At 58.6% G+C, this 15,578-nt stretch carries 11 protein-coding genes and 1 pseudogene; 2 read left to right on the top strand and 10 right to left on the bottom strand.

All coding sequences use genetic code 11. The features are described 5' to 3' along the window. Positions 1 to 396 precede the first annotated feature (396 nt). From FA94_RS38015 to FA94_RS16245, 4 genes and pseudogenes are all read right to left on the bottom strand, one after another. Positions 397 to 684 (bottom strand): PAAR domain-containing protein, encoded by a 288-nt coding sequence (locus FA94_RS38015; RefSeq protein ID WP_081935954.1) that lies wholly within the window; start codon positions 682 to 684, stop codon positions 397 to 399. Between the two features lie 129 nt (positions 685 to 813). Then, positions 814 to 1,866 (bottom strand): hypothetical protein, encoded by a 1,053-nt coding sequence (locus tag FA94_RS38650; protein WP_156126649.1) that lies wholly within the window; start codon positions 1,864 to 1,866, stop codon positions 814 to 816. Then, positions 1,863 to 4,769: an SH3 domain-containing protein gene (locus FA94_RS16250; protein ID WP_035552980.1), complete on the bottom strand. Its 2,907-nt coding sequence runs from the start codon at positions 4,767 to 4,769 to the stop codon at positions 1,863 to 1,865. Before FA94_RS16250 ends, FA94_RS38650 begins: the two co-directional genes overlap by 4 nt. Positions 4,770 to 4,867: 98 nt before the next feature. After that, positions 4,868 to 7,333: pseudogene (locus FA94_RS16245) on the bottom strand (type VI secretion system Vgr family protein); the annotation flags it as partial. A 305-nt stretch (positions 7,334 to 7,638) separates the two neighbouring features. Here FA94_RS16245 and FA94_RS16240 point away from each other — a divergent pair. Next, a complete protein-coding gene (locus FA94_RS16240) occupies positions 7,639 to 8,022 on the top strand; it encodes a hypothetical protein (RefSeq protein WP_231584969.1) in 384 nt (127 codons plus the stop codon). A 345-nt stretch (positions 8,023 to 8,367) separates the two neighbouring features. Here FA94_RS16240 and FA94_RS16235 read toward each other — a convergent pair whose 3' ends face one another. From FA94_RS16235 to FA94_RS16220, 4 genes are read right to left on the bottom strand one after another with little or no spacing between them, the layout of a single operon-like run. Then, on the bottom strand, positions 8,368 to 9,114 hold the full coding sequence (locus tag FA94_RS16235; protein ID WP_035552975.1) for an SDR family NAD(P)-dependent oxidoreductase: 747 nt from the start codon (positions 9,112 to 9,114) through the stop codon (positions 8,368 to 8,370). A gap of 12 nt (positions 9,115 to 9,126) precedes the next feature. Next, the gene (locus FA94_RS16230) at positions 9,127 to 9,333 is read right to left on the bottom strand and encodes a hypothetical protein (protein ID WP_035552973.1); all 207 of its coding nucleotides are present in this window, start codon (positions 9,331 to 9,333) and stop codon (positions 9,127 to 9,129) included. Between the two features lie 57 nt (positions 9,334 to 9,390). Further along, a complete protein-coding gene (locus tag FA94_RS16225) occupies positions 9,391 to 10,137 on the bottom strand; it encodes an SDR family oxidoreductase (protein WP_035552971.1) in 747 nt (248 codons plus the stop codon). Between the two features lie 14 nt (positions 10,138 to 10,151). Beyond that, entirely contained in the window at positions 10,152 to 11,159 is a 1,008-nt protein-coding gene (locus FA94_RS16220; RefSeq protein ID WP_051980604.1) for an SDR family NAD(P)-dependent oxidoreductase, read from the bottom strand. A gap of 127 nt (positions 11,160 to 11,286) precedes the next feature. On the opposite strand from FA94_RS16220, the gene FA94_RS16215 reads away from it, so the two are divergent. After that, complete coding sequence (locus tag FA94_RS16215; RefSeq protein ID WP_035552969.1) at positions 11,287 to 11,901, top strand: TetR/AcrR family transcriptional regulator; 615 nt, start codon at positions 11,287 to 11,289, stop codon at positions 11,899 to 11,901. 466 nt (positions 11,902 to 12,367) lie between these two features. Here FA94_RS16215 and FA94_RS16205 read toward each other — a convergent pair whose 3' ends face one another. Together FA94_RS16205 and FA94_RS16200 are read right to left on the bottom strand one after the other, a co-directional pair. Continuing rightward, on the bottom strand, positions 12,368 to 13,390 hold the full coding sequence (locus tag FA94_RS16205; protein ID WP_035552964.1) for a toxin-antitoxin system YwqK family antitoxin: 1,023 nt from the start codon (positions 13,388 to 13,390) through the stop codon (positions 12,368 to 12,370). Between the two features lie 196 nt (positions 13,391 to 13,586). Beyond that, positions 13,587 to 15,371 (bottom strand): hypothetical protein, encoded by a 1,785-nt coding sequence (locus FA94_RS16200; protein ID WP_156126648.1) that lies wholly within the window; start codon positions 15,369 to 15,371, stop codon positions 13,587 to 13,589. Positions 15,372 to 15,578: the final 207 nt, after the last annotated feature.

The following is a 15,578-nucleotide window of genomic DNA, read 5'->3' as shown; positions in this document are numbered from 1 at the left end:
GAAGTAGACAAGCGGATCGGCAAGCATGCCGTTTGAATGAACGATGTGGGTCACGAAAGACCCGCACCTAGCATGGCGGCATTGGCATACTACAGTCGAGCTTGCGTATTCCTCGCTCGTGGTTAATTGCGATGGGTATATGCGAGTCGGCTCGGCCCGGAGTATTCAGATAGCCCTTTGCGTATTGATCCGACAGTGTTGGCCATCGTGCCCGGCTAGCGCGGGAGCGGCAAAACGACGTATGACGCCACCACGCGAGCATCGATGTTTTGTAGGCGATGCCATTTTTCCTTTGACGTCAAGAGAGCTTGCACCGCGAACAACTGGCCAACATGGTGGTTTTCAATTTTGAGATTGAAAACGGGGCCCTCTCGACTTTCGGCTTTCTGTAACACACTATGCGTCGGTAGACATCATGTTCTGCGAGGCAATCAACCTCGGCGGCGGATGGCACCCGCAGATGCACAGATCATCGCTGAGAGCGGCATGTCTTCCATCAGGCGCGGTCATCATCTGGCGAGGGCCGTCGCACTGGATTTTACCTGTCGTGTTGCAGCCCGGACAGGACACGCTATCATCTTCGTGTGCGACATCCCGGCCGCCCAGTTGAATCGTGGTTGCCGTAGCTTGGACCGTCCCATTAGCTGTCGTCTTGTCGCCGTTTAGAATCAGATACCGTTTCATGGATGATTTTTTCGCTGGCGTTGCCTGAAGGTTTTGACAGCAAGCGGCGCAACGGACAGTGACCAACACAACAAGCTCGCGAAAAAATTGATGAGCCACGTTGCCGTCAAGTTCGAGGAGCGGATCACATCACCGCTTGATCGCCAGTTGATCGGCTTTGATCCATCGAAGCAGATGCTTGCCCGAACCGTTGACGTAATCAACATATGCCCAGTTGGGCGGCGACTGCTTCAATATCGTCACCGCATCGTTCTGAACAAGGTAGGCTGCGCTCAGGTGGGCATCATCGGGCGCCGTATAAAGCGACGCTTTTTGCGCCGATACGGTCGCGCGATGCTCGGTTTCCACGGCTGTCCGCGTTGGCGTACCCACGGTCCCGCCGTCCGCCTTTGACAGCGCGGCGTTGATCAATTGCGCATCGTTGTGCGCACCTGCCGCGTGCAGAGCAGTCGCAATTTTCAGATACGCCGCACGATTGGCCGACGACGGTGGATCGCAACGCAAGAGATTGTCGGCACCCGAATCGTTGTCGACTAATGCCCGTGATGGTTGACCCGCGCTGATAAAGTGCAGCAACCGGTTTGCCGACGGACGGTCGCTCGTCAGCATCAAGTTCGTCTGATCGTTCGTTCCCCACTGAGCGCGCTGCCCAGCCTGCCAGCCAGCACCGCATATCTCACCCGTTTGATCAGCAGTGATACATCCCGTGCGAATCTCAATGGCGGAACAGTATTCGCGGCTCGCGTCGGCCTCCGCCTGTCCTGGCCCCGACGATACCGATCCCGACTCGATTCGCCCGATGACAACGTATCCACCGGATGGCGAGATATTGCTGTCGCTCGGCGGCTCCATTTGTGTACCGCCCGCTCCCTGCTCGCCAGCTCGTGGAAGTAGGCTGAACGTCGCGCCGTTCGGGAATTGGAATATGGCTTGTTGCCATGCACGTTGAGACAATGGCGCTTGAGGGTTTGAAGCCTTGCCATAAAGAATTGCCGCCCCGCCCGGTAAAGCGAACCGAAACGTGGACGACGGCGCGGCAGAAAGTGCGGGCGCAACAGCACCGCAGGTCAGCAGCAACGCCGTCGCGATCACCGCGCCGATACGAGAAGCTTGCGTGCGAGGCGAGCCAATTCGAACCGGCGTAACTCTTGCCGTCGTAAATTTGGAGGTTACATTTTTCAAGATGGCATTCCCAGGATTTGAGCGAGATGAGCGTAACGCTGCGGCGCGACCGACACGCCATTCACTTGTGCCATATAACGCGATGGGCCGTAGTCTTGCAGAATGCTGGTTTCGTACGCTGCCCTGTTCGCCCCCCACTCAGTGGGATTGCGAGAAACATGCGGATTATGTTGAAAAAAATGATCTAGCGAAGCTTTCATACTGTTGGCCGTCGCACCCGGCGCATTGACGTCCTGATCCAAGACGGTCGCGCGGCCGAGCGGCGACTGCAAATAGTCCTTGATCTCGTAATCATAGCCACTGGGAGTCTTGCCAATAGCATGATTGAGACGATCGACGAAATCCTTGACCTGCAACTCCTGATATAGCGGCGACGATACGGCATGAGCCATCGATGCGACTGGTGGACATTTGACCGGCTTGCCAAAGGTGTCGATCGAACAGTCGCGCCGAAGCGCAGTGAAAAGCTCGTCGCCGGTGATCCGAACGCCATTAGTAAATGTCGAATCCGCATACCCCAGAGCCGCATCGCCGCCGGAACCGGTGACGGTCCATCCGCAATTGGAAAAATACCGTTGGTAATCGGCTGGATGCGCGTCTCGAAAAGAGGCGATCTGAGTGGCTAACTCGCCCCGGCTTTCCGCGCCCCGAATGGTCTTCTGCATTGCTCCGGCGCTGATAATTGCCTTGTCGATCGCCTGGACCGTATCGACCTTGCCTTCATTCTGAGACATGGCGCGCAGAATCTTTTCTTCGATCTCGCTTAATGTCCCGTTGGCCCGCATCGTCGCCAAAGCCGGACAGGTACCCAACTGAATCGAACCCGAATGCTGTGGCCCGTACCAGAACGTATTTGCATCCTTCTTGAAGCGTGTTCCCGTGACTTCCACGCAGCAGCCGCAAGCACAAGCGTCGGGATCAAAGAAATTGCCCACGATGCCCAGAGGGTGCACATGGTAGACATTCGCGCTCGATGGCCATCCTGTTACTCCGGTGATGCCTGACCAATATCGAAGCGCATCAATCCGCGTCTTCTCCGCCTGCCATACAGGTAACCCCGCATGCATATGCGAGTCCAGCGCATCCCACTTGCTCATCTCGCCGCCCCATTCACTCTCGTACCGAACGATCAGGTGATCGATGCGATCTGCGAGCCACGGCTTACCAAGCGCCAGTTGCAGTTCCCGCGAGGTGATCTTGCCATCGTGCTGTCCCTGCCCGTCGATCGCGTCTTCGAGCTTCCGGATGGTTTCGTCCGAGCGGGCGGTGTTGAACGAATCCTCAAAACTCGCGATTTCATCCGGTGTTCCGGTATCGGCGACAAACAGTGCACGCTGGAACATGTCCGACACCGACGTGCCAAGATTTACCATGTCGAACCCTGGCCAGTCCCACGGAGTTTTCAGTTCGACTAGCGGATGCCCGTGATCGCAGACCCAGCCGTTGACTTGCGCGTTATTTTCATCTGCGATGCTCACTGTGTACCACGTCTTGCCTTCTGCTTCGGAACAGTGCTGGCCTGATCCCGTTGCCACTACACGCGTCCAGGCTGCGGCCGGCCCACTTGCCGAATTTACACTGAGCGGAAAGTGACTCCATGCCTGACGATCACCCGAGCCTTGCAGGTCGGTCCGCACGATCCAAAGCGCAGCCTGACCACTGAGAGGGTGCCCTGCTGCATCGACCTTTTGAACCTTGCACCATGGCCCGCTGTCCGGTGAATCAGCTGTCGCCTTGACCGCGACACCAGCGCCGAGAGAACTGTCCGCTGTAATGGGCTGCACCAACTTTGCGCCCTTTGAAATCAGCAGTAACGTGCGCGATTTCGCGTCGAGTTGTTGCGCTCGGGTTCGGCTACGCGCGATGAACGCATTCAGATCGTCTCCCGTGAACACCTCCACATGGAGCAGTGGACGTTCGCCGAGTTTGGGAGGCAACGTGTGGTGTGCGCGCGCCTCCACAAGCCGCTGATATTCGCCGATCCAGGCAACAGTCTCCCCCGCCGCGATTCTGTGGGGCTTGGGCAAGATATAAATCTGGTCGACTGCCGATGGCTTGCTTTCCTTGTCCATCTCGCCGACATAAACCCAACCTTGGGCGGCGCTCGCATTGAGCGTTTCGCCTTGCTTGTAGGGCTGCGCCGCGCCGGCAACGAAGCTGGAAATCTTGCCCCATGCGCCGTGCTTTTGCCCGATCTTGATTTTCGTGTCTCGTGGCAGCCACCCGATCACAGCGGCTTGTCCTGAATGCGAGGCGCGCACGCGCAAACCCGCCGTCGTGCTGTCGGGCTGGCCCGTTGCCTTCAATTGCGGGTCATGCGCTTTCGTCCCCACGACATACGTTTCCGTCGCGCCGTAGTACGCAGGCAGCGTCTTCGCCGGACCATTCGGTTGCGTGCCAGCGCCGTAACCTTCCAGCGGCAGCGTGTGCATGTAGAGGCTGAAGAACGTCAGCACATCCTGGGCGGCCGGCGTGGTGTTCTGCGCAGCAGGTGGTGTCGTTGCCGGTGGATTCTGCGGCTGGGCGTTGCCATTCGTCGGCTGCGGAGGAGGCGGCGGGAGAACGAGCCGATGGCGCACCAGCGTGAATCCCTTCGAGTAGCCCGCCTTGATCGCGTCCGGGTAAGCGACTTCGTGGAGCTTTTCATCCAGACGGAACGCGACGACCTCGCCGTCCGCGATGCATCTCACGCCGCCATCCTGCTGGAACCTGCCTGCGGTCTGCGCGCCGAAATGAATACCGCCATGCCAGAGACCATTGACGCCGAGCGGATAAAAACCGTCCTCGGCCACCGCGAGCGCCTGGAGATAGTCCTCGGGCGCGAACGTGATATTCGCGGTCTTCAGAGGAAAGGGATACGCCCAACGCTCGACTTTTGACGGCTGTTCCTGTTGTTGCGCCACGCGCTATCCTTTGTTCAAGTTGCTGTTGCAGACTGTTTCGGCCGCTGTCGCCGTTACCCGGAAAAATCCACCGCGCGGTGCGGCACGCTGTCGTTCCACGACGGAAACTTTTCATCGATCCGCGTCGGGCCATTGAAGCTATGCTGTGCGCCCTTCACGTCGATTTTGCCCGGCGCGTGAATCTCGATGTTTCCGTCCTTGATGCGGATATAGGCGCCCCCAGAGGTCAACAGAATCTCGCCCTTGGCGATAGCCTGAATCTGCTCGGTCGCTGAAACGAGCTTGACGCTCTTTTGTGCGCTGAGCTCGATGTTATCGTTGTGCGCCTGGATCTCTACCTTGCCTTTCGCTGCGAAGAGTTTCATTCCGGCGTTCTGGACGAACAGGCTCAGCTTCTGCGTGACGCTCGCGATCAACGATTTGCCAGTTGCGATGTGGGTGCTCTGTCCGCTCACGAGGTTGGTCTGTGCATCGCTGGCGATATGCACGGACTGCTGCGTGGACATGGCGATACCGGAGGGGCTACCGAACAGCATGACGGGTTCCCTGAACCCATTCGCGTTCCCGGTTCCACCGCCCGCCGTACTTCCCCCTGACGACGAGCCCGACACGCTGTTCTGTGTCGCGTCCGTATATGACTTCAGCGAGTCATAGCCATCCTTGAGGCTTTCTGCCTGATGTGTCGTGCTGGCGTTCGACATCGCTTCCAGCAGGCTTTCCGAATTCACTAGCTGCGAGGTTGTCTGCAGTGCATCCAGCGGCTGGCTGGCCGCTGGGTAGGTTGTGACATACAAGCCCTGGCCCGCACGCACCGCACCGTAAGCGTCGGACTTCAGGTCAAAGCCACTGCCCAGATAGCTGCCTCGGTTGTTCCCGGTCTGGTCAATCAGGTAACCCAGATGCAAATGTGCGTTTGTGCTCGTTGAATAAAGCTGAACACGGTTCTGGCCCGTCGAGTCGTCCATCACCATCTGGTTGTAGCCGCTGCCCTGATATTCCTTGGACTTGTAGCCCGATATCAGGCCGTTGGAATGCCAGTGAGGTTGCGTTTGACCGTTGTAGACGCGGCCCGTGACTAGCGGTCTATCGCAATCGCCGTCTACCCAACTGATCAGCACCTCTTCACCAACTCTCGGCACATGCACGCCGCCGTATCCGCCGCCCGTATCGGACATCGCAACACGCACCCAGCACGATGCTTTCTCGTCGCCATCGTTGAGTCGATCCCAGTGAAAACGCACCTTGATGCGATTCAGCGGATCGGTATAGACCTCAGAGTTTGCAGGGCCGACGACAATCGCGGTCTGCAAGTGCATCTTCGGTTTGTGATGTTCAAACGCGCTGCGAAACGGAACAATCTTGCGCTGGGCTTCGATCTCAACGAGGAAGAAACCTTCGGTGCCATCGGCATGCGTAACCTTCAGGCCGGTATGGTTAGCTTTCGCCGCAGCGAGTTCGCTCTTGATGCTGTGCGGGAAATCGGTCGCCTGACTGGACACTGGCAGATTGTTCTCGATGAACCAGGTGGTTTCAATAATCGCAAACTGGCGATTTTGCTGGCTATCTGTCGCATGGCCGGGATGATCGTCAAGCTCAAACCAGAGCCCCGCATCTGCGCTTCGTACACCACCCGAACCACTGAACCGTTTTGCCTGCGATTCCCATTCTTCCACGCGGATTTTTGACAGGGCATCCCCCCGATCCTGCGCCCCGTAGGTGTAGGCTCCCGTGTATTCATACACCTCAGCCTGCTCAGGCAGATTCCCCTGCGTAGGAAGCGTCGGAATGTTTGTGCCCTTGGCAAAGGTGGGGGAAGCGGGTGCCTTGTAATCGAAGGTGCGGGTCGTAAGTGTTGTGCTTTGTAGTGTTCGCGTGCCCGACCACTGAACCAGGGCATCGGCTTCACTGTTCGTGCCCGCGCGATAAAACGGAACTGTCTGCGGTGAAAGAGGCGGGAACGTGTCGAGGCTATCTGTAACGATGAGCGTATGCGACTTGCCATCGCTCGCCTGCTCGAAGTAGCCGAATAGCCCCTCGTTTTCCATCAAACGGTGGACGAAATTCCAGTCGTTCTCGTATTGCATGCAGAACGAACGTGAGGGCAACGGCTTGCTCAACGCAAAGCGAAATGCACCTTGAGCCTGCGGGTGCATGTTGAATACATCAGTCAGGATTTCGTCAGCAGGTTTGTCTTGCCAGATTCGTGCATCCTTGCGGAAGCGAAGAAAATGCATCCACGACGCATAGCCGATCTGATAACTCGTCAGCCCGCTATCCGACCCAAGACGGCGGGCTGTGTGAACATAGCCGTGATGAGGCAGATAGGACCTGTCCACCTGTTGAACCCAAAGCGTCACCGGCTGGGCGATCAGTTTCTTGAGTTCGATCGCGTCCGAGGTCGACACGACATCGGACGTGAATTCATAATGGCGGCCAATCCGTGAGTGACCAACGACCCGCTGGGGCAGCAGGACATTACTGCCCAAAGGACTATCCAGCTTAAGCAGGCGGTCGCTTTGCACGAACCCGCCGGTGAGTGCCCCGATTATGTCTTGCGCTCCCATGCCGCCTCTATTCTGTTCCGATTGACTGGGCAATCGCTTCACGCACGATTTTACGAAACTTCAGATGAATCGGCCAGCTATTCACTGTCAGTAAATGTGAGGCGCATGGATTTGTTGGCTAACCAATGCAGGCGGCATATCTGTAAATTCTGTCAAATAACGTTTCGGATATCGCTTTCACCTTGCCTAACTGGATTACGATGCCCGGCTTTGACAGGAACAATCCGATTGCCTAATCCATGCCACAGAATCGCAAGAAACGGTCAGTAACTGGTCAGCCACGTAGAAAGCCGCTGGACAAGGCCATGCTATTACCTCACCCGGCTGCTTATGTCCGCGAGCAATCGCTGCGCTGGCATCTCGCCTTGGCAGCATTTCGGACCGGCAAGGGCAACGGCGATTTGCTCGCAGAACTGGTGAAGGCACTCTATTTGGCGTGGTATCTACAGCAAGCGGGATTCGGTGCAGCGAATCAAGAGATGTATCTTGAGGCAGAGCGGATTCTGGATGACGCCGCGAGAAATGCAGGCAAGAACATCTGGCTCATCGAATCGGCCGATTGTCTGGCGATTACCCGTCTTCTTGATCTGCATGAGCAGCAGCTATCAAATGCACCCGTGTATGTAATCGCCGAAGCTCGGCAGCGTGTGCTGCATTTTGGGAAGGGCAACCGACGATCACCATGGTGAGATGGCAATGAGTGATGCCGTCTTGTCCAGCCACCCGACCATTCGAAATCATTGCGCGCGCGTCAACAATCTCGCAGATTGATCGGACTCCGCGAGCGCGAACTGCGATGGCGTCATCACCTGGCGGGTGACACAGAAAGTGAAAACTCTGCCAAGTAAGTGAAAAACTGCTGACACGGTTAGTGAGAAAATCCGGGCGCCGGCCCCGAGAGCGGACGGGGCGGAGCGGGGAATCGAACGTATCGGACGCGGCGGAAGTGTTCAATGACCTAGGAGAGCTTGTATTGTCTCCTGGCTGTGCGTGTAGCGGGATGCGGAGTCGGGTACGGCAAAGTCCTTTTCAGTCTAGACAGCCGTCAGGCCGCCGTCTACCGGAAGGTCGATACCGGCGACGTAGCTGCTTTGGTCAGAGGCGAGGAATAACGCTGCGGAAGCGATCTCCTCGGAACGCGCCAAGCGCGCCAGAGGCGTAATCGCGGTGATCTGCTTCCTGGCTTCGGCGGCGCCTTCCTTGGACGGGAACTGCTCGTCGAACATCGGGGTGTCGACCGCGCCAGGGCTCAGCACGTTGGTCCTGATCTTCCGACCCTTGAGCTCATTGGTCCAAGTCCGGGCGAACGAACGGAGCGCCGCTTTGCTGGCGCTATAGGTGCTGCGGCCGGGAAATCCTTTGTTCTTCCCGGCGGAGGCCACGAGGATGATGGAGGCCCCATCATTCAAGTGGGGCAGCGCCTTCTGAACGGTGAAATAAGTGCCTCGTGCGTTGGTGTCGAAGGTCTTGTCGAAGTGCTCCGGCGTGGCTTCGGGTGTCAGCGCCTTTTCGACAAAGGCCGCGCCGGCGAAAATTACATCGATCTTGCCTTTTTTCGCGACGGTCGCGTAAAGACGGTCGAGGTCTTCGAGCTTGGCGATGTCGGTCTTTACGCCGGTCACGTTCGAGCCGATCTCCGCGACGGCCTTGTCGAGCTCGGCCTGGCGGCGGCCGGCGATAAACACGTAGGCGCCCTCTGCAACGAACCTCTTGGCGGTCGCGAGGCCGATGCCGCTGCTGCCGCCCGTGACGACGGCAATCTTGTTTTTCAGTGCAGGCATGTTGTTCCCTTTTTACTTGTGGGTATCGAGTGCCGCCGGGTCCCGGCTTTGGCGCAATTCCTCCTTCAGTCGTCCCACCTCCCGTTCCAAGCATTCGATGCGATCGAGCGTGTAGTCGAAGCTGGTGGAATCCATCGCTTGCAAGAAGGCCCAGATGGCCGCGAGGGCACGGCGAAATTTTCCCTGCTCTGGGACCGAATGGTTCGCTGTGTGTGCCATCAGAGGCTCCTCCGAAGGTGGTGGCGAGGTTGGCCCTATGCCGCCGACGTGTCGAATTCAGAGCTGCGACCAACCCCCATCGACCGGAATCTCGGCGCCGTTCGTGAAGGTCGCGTCGAACGCGAGGAAGAGGACGGCCTTCGCGATCTCCTCCGAGGTCCCGAAGCGCTTCATCGGGATGATGCCGAGTGTGTGCGCCCTCACGTGGGCCCGCATCTCCTCCGTGGGAAACACCTTTTCGAGGATGCCCGTCTCGATGGGACCGGGCGACACCGCGTTGACGCGGATGTCCTGGGGAAGGAGCTCGGCTGCGAGCACCCGGGCGAAGGATCGCAGCGCCGCCTTGGCGGCGCCGTAGGTGGCTTGTCCGGGCAGTCCCTTGACGTTGGCGACGGAGGTCGTGAGGACGACAGAGCCTCCCCGGTTGATCAGCGGCGCGAGCTTTTGGACCGCAAAAAACGGTCCTTTGGCGTTCAGGTTGAACATCTCGTCGTAGATGTCCTCGGTGACGCTCCCGAGAGGCGTTGGAATGCTGAACCCGGCGTTGACGAAAAGCAGGTCGAAGGTGTCGAACTCGGCCTTCACCCGAGAGGCGAGGGCATCGATGTCCGTCAACGACCGCGCGTCGCTCGAAACCACGATGGCGTCCTTTCCAAGCTCTTTTTGCGCCGATTCCAGACCAGCCTTCGAGCGACCCGTCACCACAACGCGCGCCCCCCCATCGAGGAGCATCTTCGCCGTCGCGAGCCCCATGCCGCTCGTTCCGCCGATGACCACTGCTCGTTTTTCTCCATACCGTTCCATAGTGCTTTCCTCCGTTAGGGTTGTCTTGCTAGTTTTGAACTGTTTTGTACGATGCTTGGCGCAAAGGATGCGAGGTTCGACAAGTTGACGCCGGAGACATTGACGACGGCCTGCCACGCGGCTTCCTGATTAGCGCCATCGAGGAGGTGTGGGTGGCGCTGCGCCTCAATTGGGCCTGAGAACTTCCCTTGAGCCGAGGCGAAGAATTGCCCTGAGACGTCGGTTCCGAACTTCGAGGCCTGGATATACCGGCCCGCCGCCGTCTCCGGCGTCTGATTCATGCCGGGAATGAGGTTCGCGATTGGGATAAACAGATACTTCACGGCCAGGCTAGCTTGTCGCGAAACATTGGTAGCGGTCGCGGCACCGGGCGACACGGCGTATACGGCCATGCCGGAGGGTAGCCGGCGCGCCAGCGCCGCAGCCCACCAAGCAACGATGAGCTTCGCGTCGGCATACGCATTGTTGGGCACATACTTCACGTTCGGCCCGTTGCGCAGCAGGGCTTCCATAGCAGCGGTCAGGTCGCCTCCGTGGTATTTGGCAGCGAGTGCGTCCACGTCGGTGTACTTGAACATGGGTACGCCCCCTCGGGCAGGTTCCGCGCTGGCAATAACAATCCGCGCGTTGGGGCTCAGCAGGTTGGCGCGGAGCAATCCGACAGTCAATTGATGATGGCCGATGAGCGGGGCCTGAGAAGCCTCGACGCCCGCCGCAGTGATCACCCGCTGCTTACCTGGGACCATCCCGGCATTGAGCAGTAGGAAATCAATCGGCTGACCTCGCTTGACGAGTTCGACGAGGGCGGATTGAACGCTGGTCCGCTCGTCCAGCTCCAGCTCCAGCGGCGTGAATACCTGTGTCTTGGTCTGAGCCGCGAGCTGAGCGGCCGTTTCTTGAACCCGGGCCAAGCTGCGCCCGGTGACGATGACTTGGCGGTAGCCGTTGGTGGCGAGCAAGCGGGCTGCCTCATAACCGACCCCGGAGGTGGTGCCGGTGACGAGCGCGATTGAATGTTCCATGGGCGTCTCCGTGTTAAAGGGTAATGGTCGAGTCGTAAGGCCCTGCGAGGCCAAGATCGGCTTGATAATTTAGAACTATTCGGTTATAAATTGGTGCGATGGTAATTGTCAAGGAGTTTTGAACTAAATGATTCAAAATACTGCTAGGCCAGTGGGGCGACCGCGCAGTTTCGACGAGACGGGGGCGCTGGAAAAGGCGACTCAGGTGTTCTGGTCGAAAGGCTACGACGGAGTGACGATTGACGATCTCGTCGCCGGGATGGGTGTGGGACGGCCGAGCCTGTATGCCGTCTTTGGGGACAAGCGGGCGATATTCTTGCGGGTCCTTAAGGCGTACGCAGAACGGAAGGGCGCATCAGCCGCGAAGGCACTCCTCTCGCCACAGAGTCTTCGCGACTCGATCGCGGACTTTCTGAGGTACGCCGTCGAAAGTGCGACCGAGAAAGGGTCCGCCCGGGGCTGCCTTATGATGTGCGTCGCGCCGCTTGTGAACGACGCTGAGGTTCAGCGGTTCCTGCAGAGCGCGGTCGCGGGCGGTGCGGCGCTGGTGGAGCGCCGTTTCCGGGACGGGATCAGTGCGGGAGAAATCCCATCTGACTTTCCCGTCGCCGCGCGCGCAACCCAAGTCACGGATTTAGCGCGTGGGCTGACCATGCGTGCGCAGATGGGCACGCCGCGCAAGACGCTCCTCAAAGATGCTGAGGAAGCGGCCGACCTAGTTCTCCTGCCTCGGCGCGCCTGACGGGTTATCGGAAACGATTCACTGAGAAATGACCATGGCAACTGACATGAGCGACGGACCCGGGGCGTTTTGTCGTCTGATGAACAAAGTGGCGACGTGGTCTATCGACTCCAAGCGCGCCGATGAGAACACAACAGTTTTTTCACTTACTGCGGCAGTGCGGGACGGATATTTCACTTTCCTTAGCACGTGCTGGTTGCTCGACGCCACTCTTGCTGAAAAATCGCCTTAACTTCAACGACGCATTTTTCATCAATGGTGACACCCGACATCACCGAAGCCTTGGCGTCTCGCCACCGCAATCACTTCAACAACGCGATCTGGCACAAAAAAACCGACCCATAAGGTCGGCTAAAGATTCTGGCTAGCCCGAGGGCCCTGCCAGAGCCTGAGAGAATGTGATTGTGCCTATAGACGCCGCAGGATGTCCGGCAAGGGAGAGCAGCACGGCGAAGCTTGCCGGAAGTTATCCCGGCAATATGCCTTTCTGACAGGACGCCTGCCATTGCCGGACTTCTTCGTCCGGGCTCGCGGTGTGGACTTGCAATGCCATCCCCACCCGTTGCCACTTCTTCATGCAATCGGCGTAGTCCATCTGTGCTGCGGCTTCCGATGCTGCCTGCTGTTCCGCAGGTGTTGGTATGAGCATGCCATCCTGATAGGTGTCGTCCTTCACGAGATTGCCATTGGCATCCCACTTCCTGTAAGCCCCGTTCATCCGGTCGTTTTGCCATTCGATGTGGGACGTCGGTTTCCCCGTCAGGTTGTCAAAGGTGTCTTCGGCGCCGTTTTTCTTTCCGTGCATGTACTGCACCTTGTGAAAAACGATGCCGTTCGGCGCAGACTCGATGTAATCCCCGTCCAGCTTGCCCCCGTCGTCGAAGTGACTCTGAAAGGTCTGCTTGCCTGTTTCCGCATCGAAGCGGGTCTGGTCACCGACCGATATCCCGCGTTCCCAGTGGAGGTCATACACGAGGTTTTTCGTGACGATGTTGTAGACCTTCTGCTCGCCATTCGCGCGACCGGCGTCGAACGACACCTCCGAAATAACGTCATGGTCGCCCGTCGGAGCGTACACCTTGAAGTCACCGTCAAGTGCGCCGTCCCTGAAGGACATCTCATAGCGGACGACACCGGAATCCGGCTCCTTGCAAGTGGCCGTGCCGTCAAGGTAACCATTCTTCACGTCGGCATCGCAGAATACCGCCGATGAATTGCCGTGGAAATTCTGGTTGCCCAGCCTCACGAACTGCATGACCGGGATGAACCCGGCTTGCGAGTTTCTGATCTGCTGCTCAGGCAGATTGGTCAGGTGCCCGCTGAAAGGCTTGTTATCGCCTCCCTCAAAAATCTTTCCGTTCGATATCTGGGCGTTCCGGTAGTCCAATACGTTGTTACCGCATGCGGCGAGTCCTAGTACTGAAATACAGCCGACGCTCAGCACTAGCGTATGTCTGAAGATTTTCATAAGGTTGAATGAGTTAGACATGGCGCGTATCGGCGCCGAAGGACGAATGAAACTGAGGCCGGACGATGTGGTCGTCCGGCGGCCTGGGGGTAGGCAAGCCCTACCCGTCGCCCCACGGGTCAGACGCCGGTCTGCACCGACGTCAGCTCGCGAAGCTTCGGAATGGGAGGCGCGGTTTATAGGAAGGTCAGGGACCGCCCTTTGATCTGCGTGCGACTTAAGAACCGGTCGAACTCCAGAAAGCAGCCGCAGCTTTGTTCACCGCGTCGAGCAACGATAGCGGCAGCGCCGAGCTGAACTGCACCGACCTATCCGTGTAGGTCGCCGGGAATAGCCAACCCACCATCAGGTTGTTGTTCACCAGCGCCACTACGGTTGACGCGCCATTGAGCACCGGTACGGTCTGCGGATCGACCTGCGCCTGTTGCTGTGACGCAGCCGCCGATTGCAGAGCAGCTATTTCGGTGGAGTTGAAGGTCACGACGATCACGTTGCTGTTACGGCTGTACGTGGTCCACGAACCGATATTGGTATTGACCACGGTATCGGGCGTGCCCGGCGCGTTTGGCTGAACCTGTTGTACCGTGCCGTTAGCGAGCAACTGGAAGTACGAACCGCCGCCCGGCGCGAGCAACGTCAGACCGACCGCCTGCTGCACCGAGGTGTAGTTCGTTGCTGTCGGGCTGGAGACTTCGACGACCTGACTTCCGTCCGTTACAGCCGGCGCACCGCCACACGTCACACTGCTCGTCACCGTCGGTGCCGCGCAAATCGGTTGCCAGACTGGAATCACCACGCGCTCCGTCGAATACGAAAGCAACCCTGCATAGGCTTTCGTGCCTGCGGCGAACTTAGTGGATGTCATCGTCGGCGACGTCCAGAGCGGGAAGAGCGATTCACCGTTCGGCGAGACAGCCGTCGACATCGGCTGGTTGCTCAGGTCGACCGCGCGATATTCGTAGGTGAACGCGATCCCGGTGTTCGGATCGGTACCGGTCAGCGTCGGGCCGACGCCGGAGAGCGGCAGCGATTTGCACTGCGCAAGCGGCACGTAGGGCGTGAAGCCCGACGCGTCCCCCTTCAGTTCGTATGCTCCCAGCATCTGGTTGTACTTGCTGATGGATGGCGCCGACCAGGCGTTATTGACAAATTCCTGCTGTGAGCTTGCCAGCAAGCCGTTCGTGATCTGAAGCACTGATTCCACGGGCGCCTGCTGGTTCGCGCCGTTTTTCGGACCATTCACCCAGTCGTACAGATAGCCGTCGAGCGAATATGTCGGGCTCACCAGCACCTGCGACGCATTGGCCGGAATGTAAGCCGGTGTATTCGCCTGCGCGGTGACCTGCGTCTGGGTCGGCGTCAGGGTGCTGTTCACCACCATCGCCTGCATGACTGCACGAACGGTGGCCGCCGACGTCTGGCCATTGGTGGCAAACGTACCAAGCGTGTTGACAACCTGTGTAGCGAAGTTCGTCGCTGTCGAATCACCCGAGGCGATGTAGTCGGCCGACAGGTTGACGGATTCGCCGAGCAAGCTTGATACGGCCTGCGTCGCGGCCTGTTGCGACAGGCCAGACTCCATCATTGACTCAACCATCGTGCTGATTGGGGTGATGTTGGTCTGCGTTGTCGGATCGGTCACGATGCCAGTCAGTGCGAATGCCGCCGGGAACGTATAGCCTGGGCGCGAGAGATCCTTCGTCGATGAGTTGACGACCACGAGCAACTTCTTGCCGGTGATGTCGCCGCTATATGGCACGACGTAATTGCCGTTCGCATCGGTCGTGGTTGTCGGCTGCGTCGTGTCGCACGCACCGGCGCCATTGTCAAAGCAGACCGTGGCGCCGGCGAGATAGCCGTCGATGGCCTTGCCGGTGAGTTGCGCATTCTGCGTCGGATTGCCGGCACTACCTGTTGAAGAGGGAGTGGAAGGGCTCCCGCCTCCGCCCCCGCCACAGGCGGCAAGTGATGCGGCAACCGATGCGCACAAAGTCAGTTTCACAAATGCAGCATTCTTCAGAGTCTTCAATTTATTGCCCTCATTTTGGTTTCTCGGTGGTCGAACAACCAGACCGTCCGGCTCTCTCTCACGGCCATCCTGAAGCGGGACATCCAGGCCGCTTTACGTAATGGCCGGCGCGCCGGCCACGTGCGTCGGGCCGTCTTGCTCGCGGGCTGCGGTAACAGACTGGAGCACGGCGGACATACG

Origin of the sequence: Burkholderia sp. 9120 (genome assembly GCF_000745015.1) — a bacterium.
In the GTDB taxonomy this organism is placed as follows: Bacteria; Pseudomonadota; Gammaproteobacteria; order Burkholderiales; family Burkholderiaceae; genus Paraburkholderia.
The sequence above is the reverse complement of the archived record's forward strand: the minus strand, read 5'-3'. Positions and strand labels throughout refer to the sequence as shown.

Bases quoted from the DNA above. Each gene is read 5' to 3' on its own strand.
- FA94_RS16215 (WP_035552969.1), top strand. From the start codon at position 11,287: ATGATTCAAAATACTGCTAGGCCAGTGGGGCGACCGCGCAGTTTCGAC.
- FA94_RS38015 (WP_081935954.1), bottom strand. From the start codon at position 684: ATGAAACGGTATCTGATTCTAAACGGCGACAAGACGACAGCTAATGGG.
- FA94_RS16235 (WP_035552975.1), bottom strand. From the start codon at position 9,114: ATGCCTGCACTGAAAAACAAGATTGCCGTCGTCACGGGCGGCAGCAGC.
- FA94_RS16240 (WP_231584969.1), top strand. From the start codon at position 7,639: ATGCTATTACCTCACCCGGCTGCTTATGTCCGCGAGCAATCGCTGCGC.
- FA94_RS16230 (WP_035552973.1), bottom strand. From the start codon at position 9,333: ATGGCACACACAGCGAACCATTCGGTCCCAGAGCAGGGAAAATTTCGC.
- FA94_RS16225 (WP_035552971.1), bottom strand. From the start codon at position 10,137: ATGGAACGGTATGGAGAAAAACGAGCAGTGGTCATCGGCGGAACGAGC.
- FA94_RS16220 (WP_051980604.1), bottom strand. From the start codon at position 11,159: ATGGAACATTCAATCGCGCTCGTCACCGGCACCACCTCCGGGGTCGGT.
- FA94_RS16205 (WP_035552964.1), bottom strand. From the start codon at position 13,390: ATGTCTAACTCATTCAACCTTATGAAAATCTTCAGACATACGCTAGTG.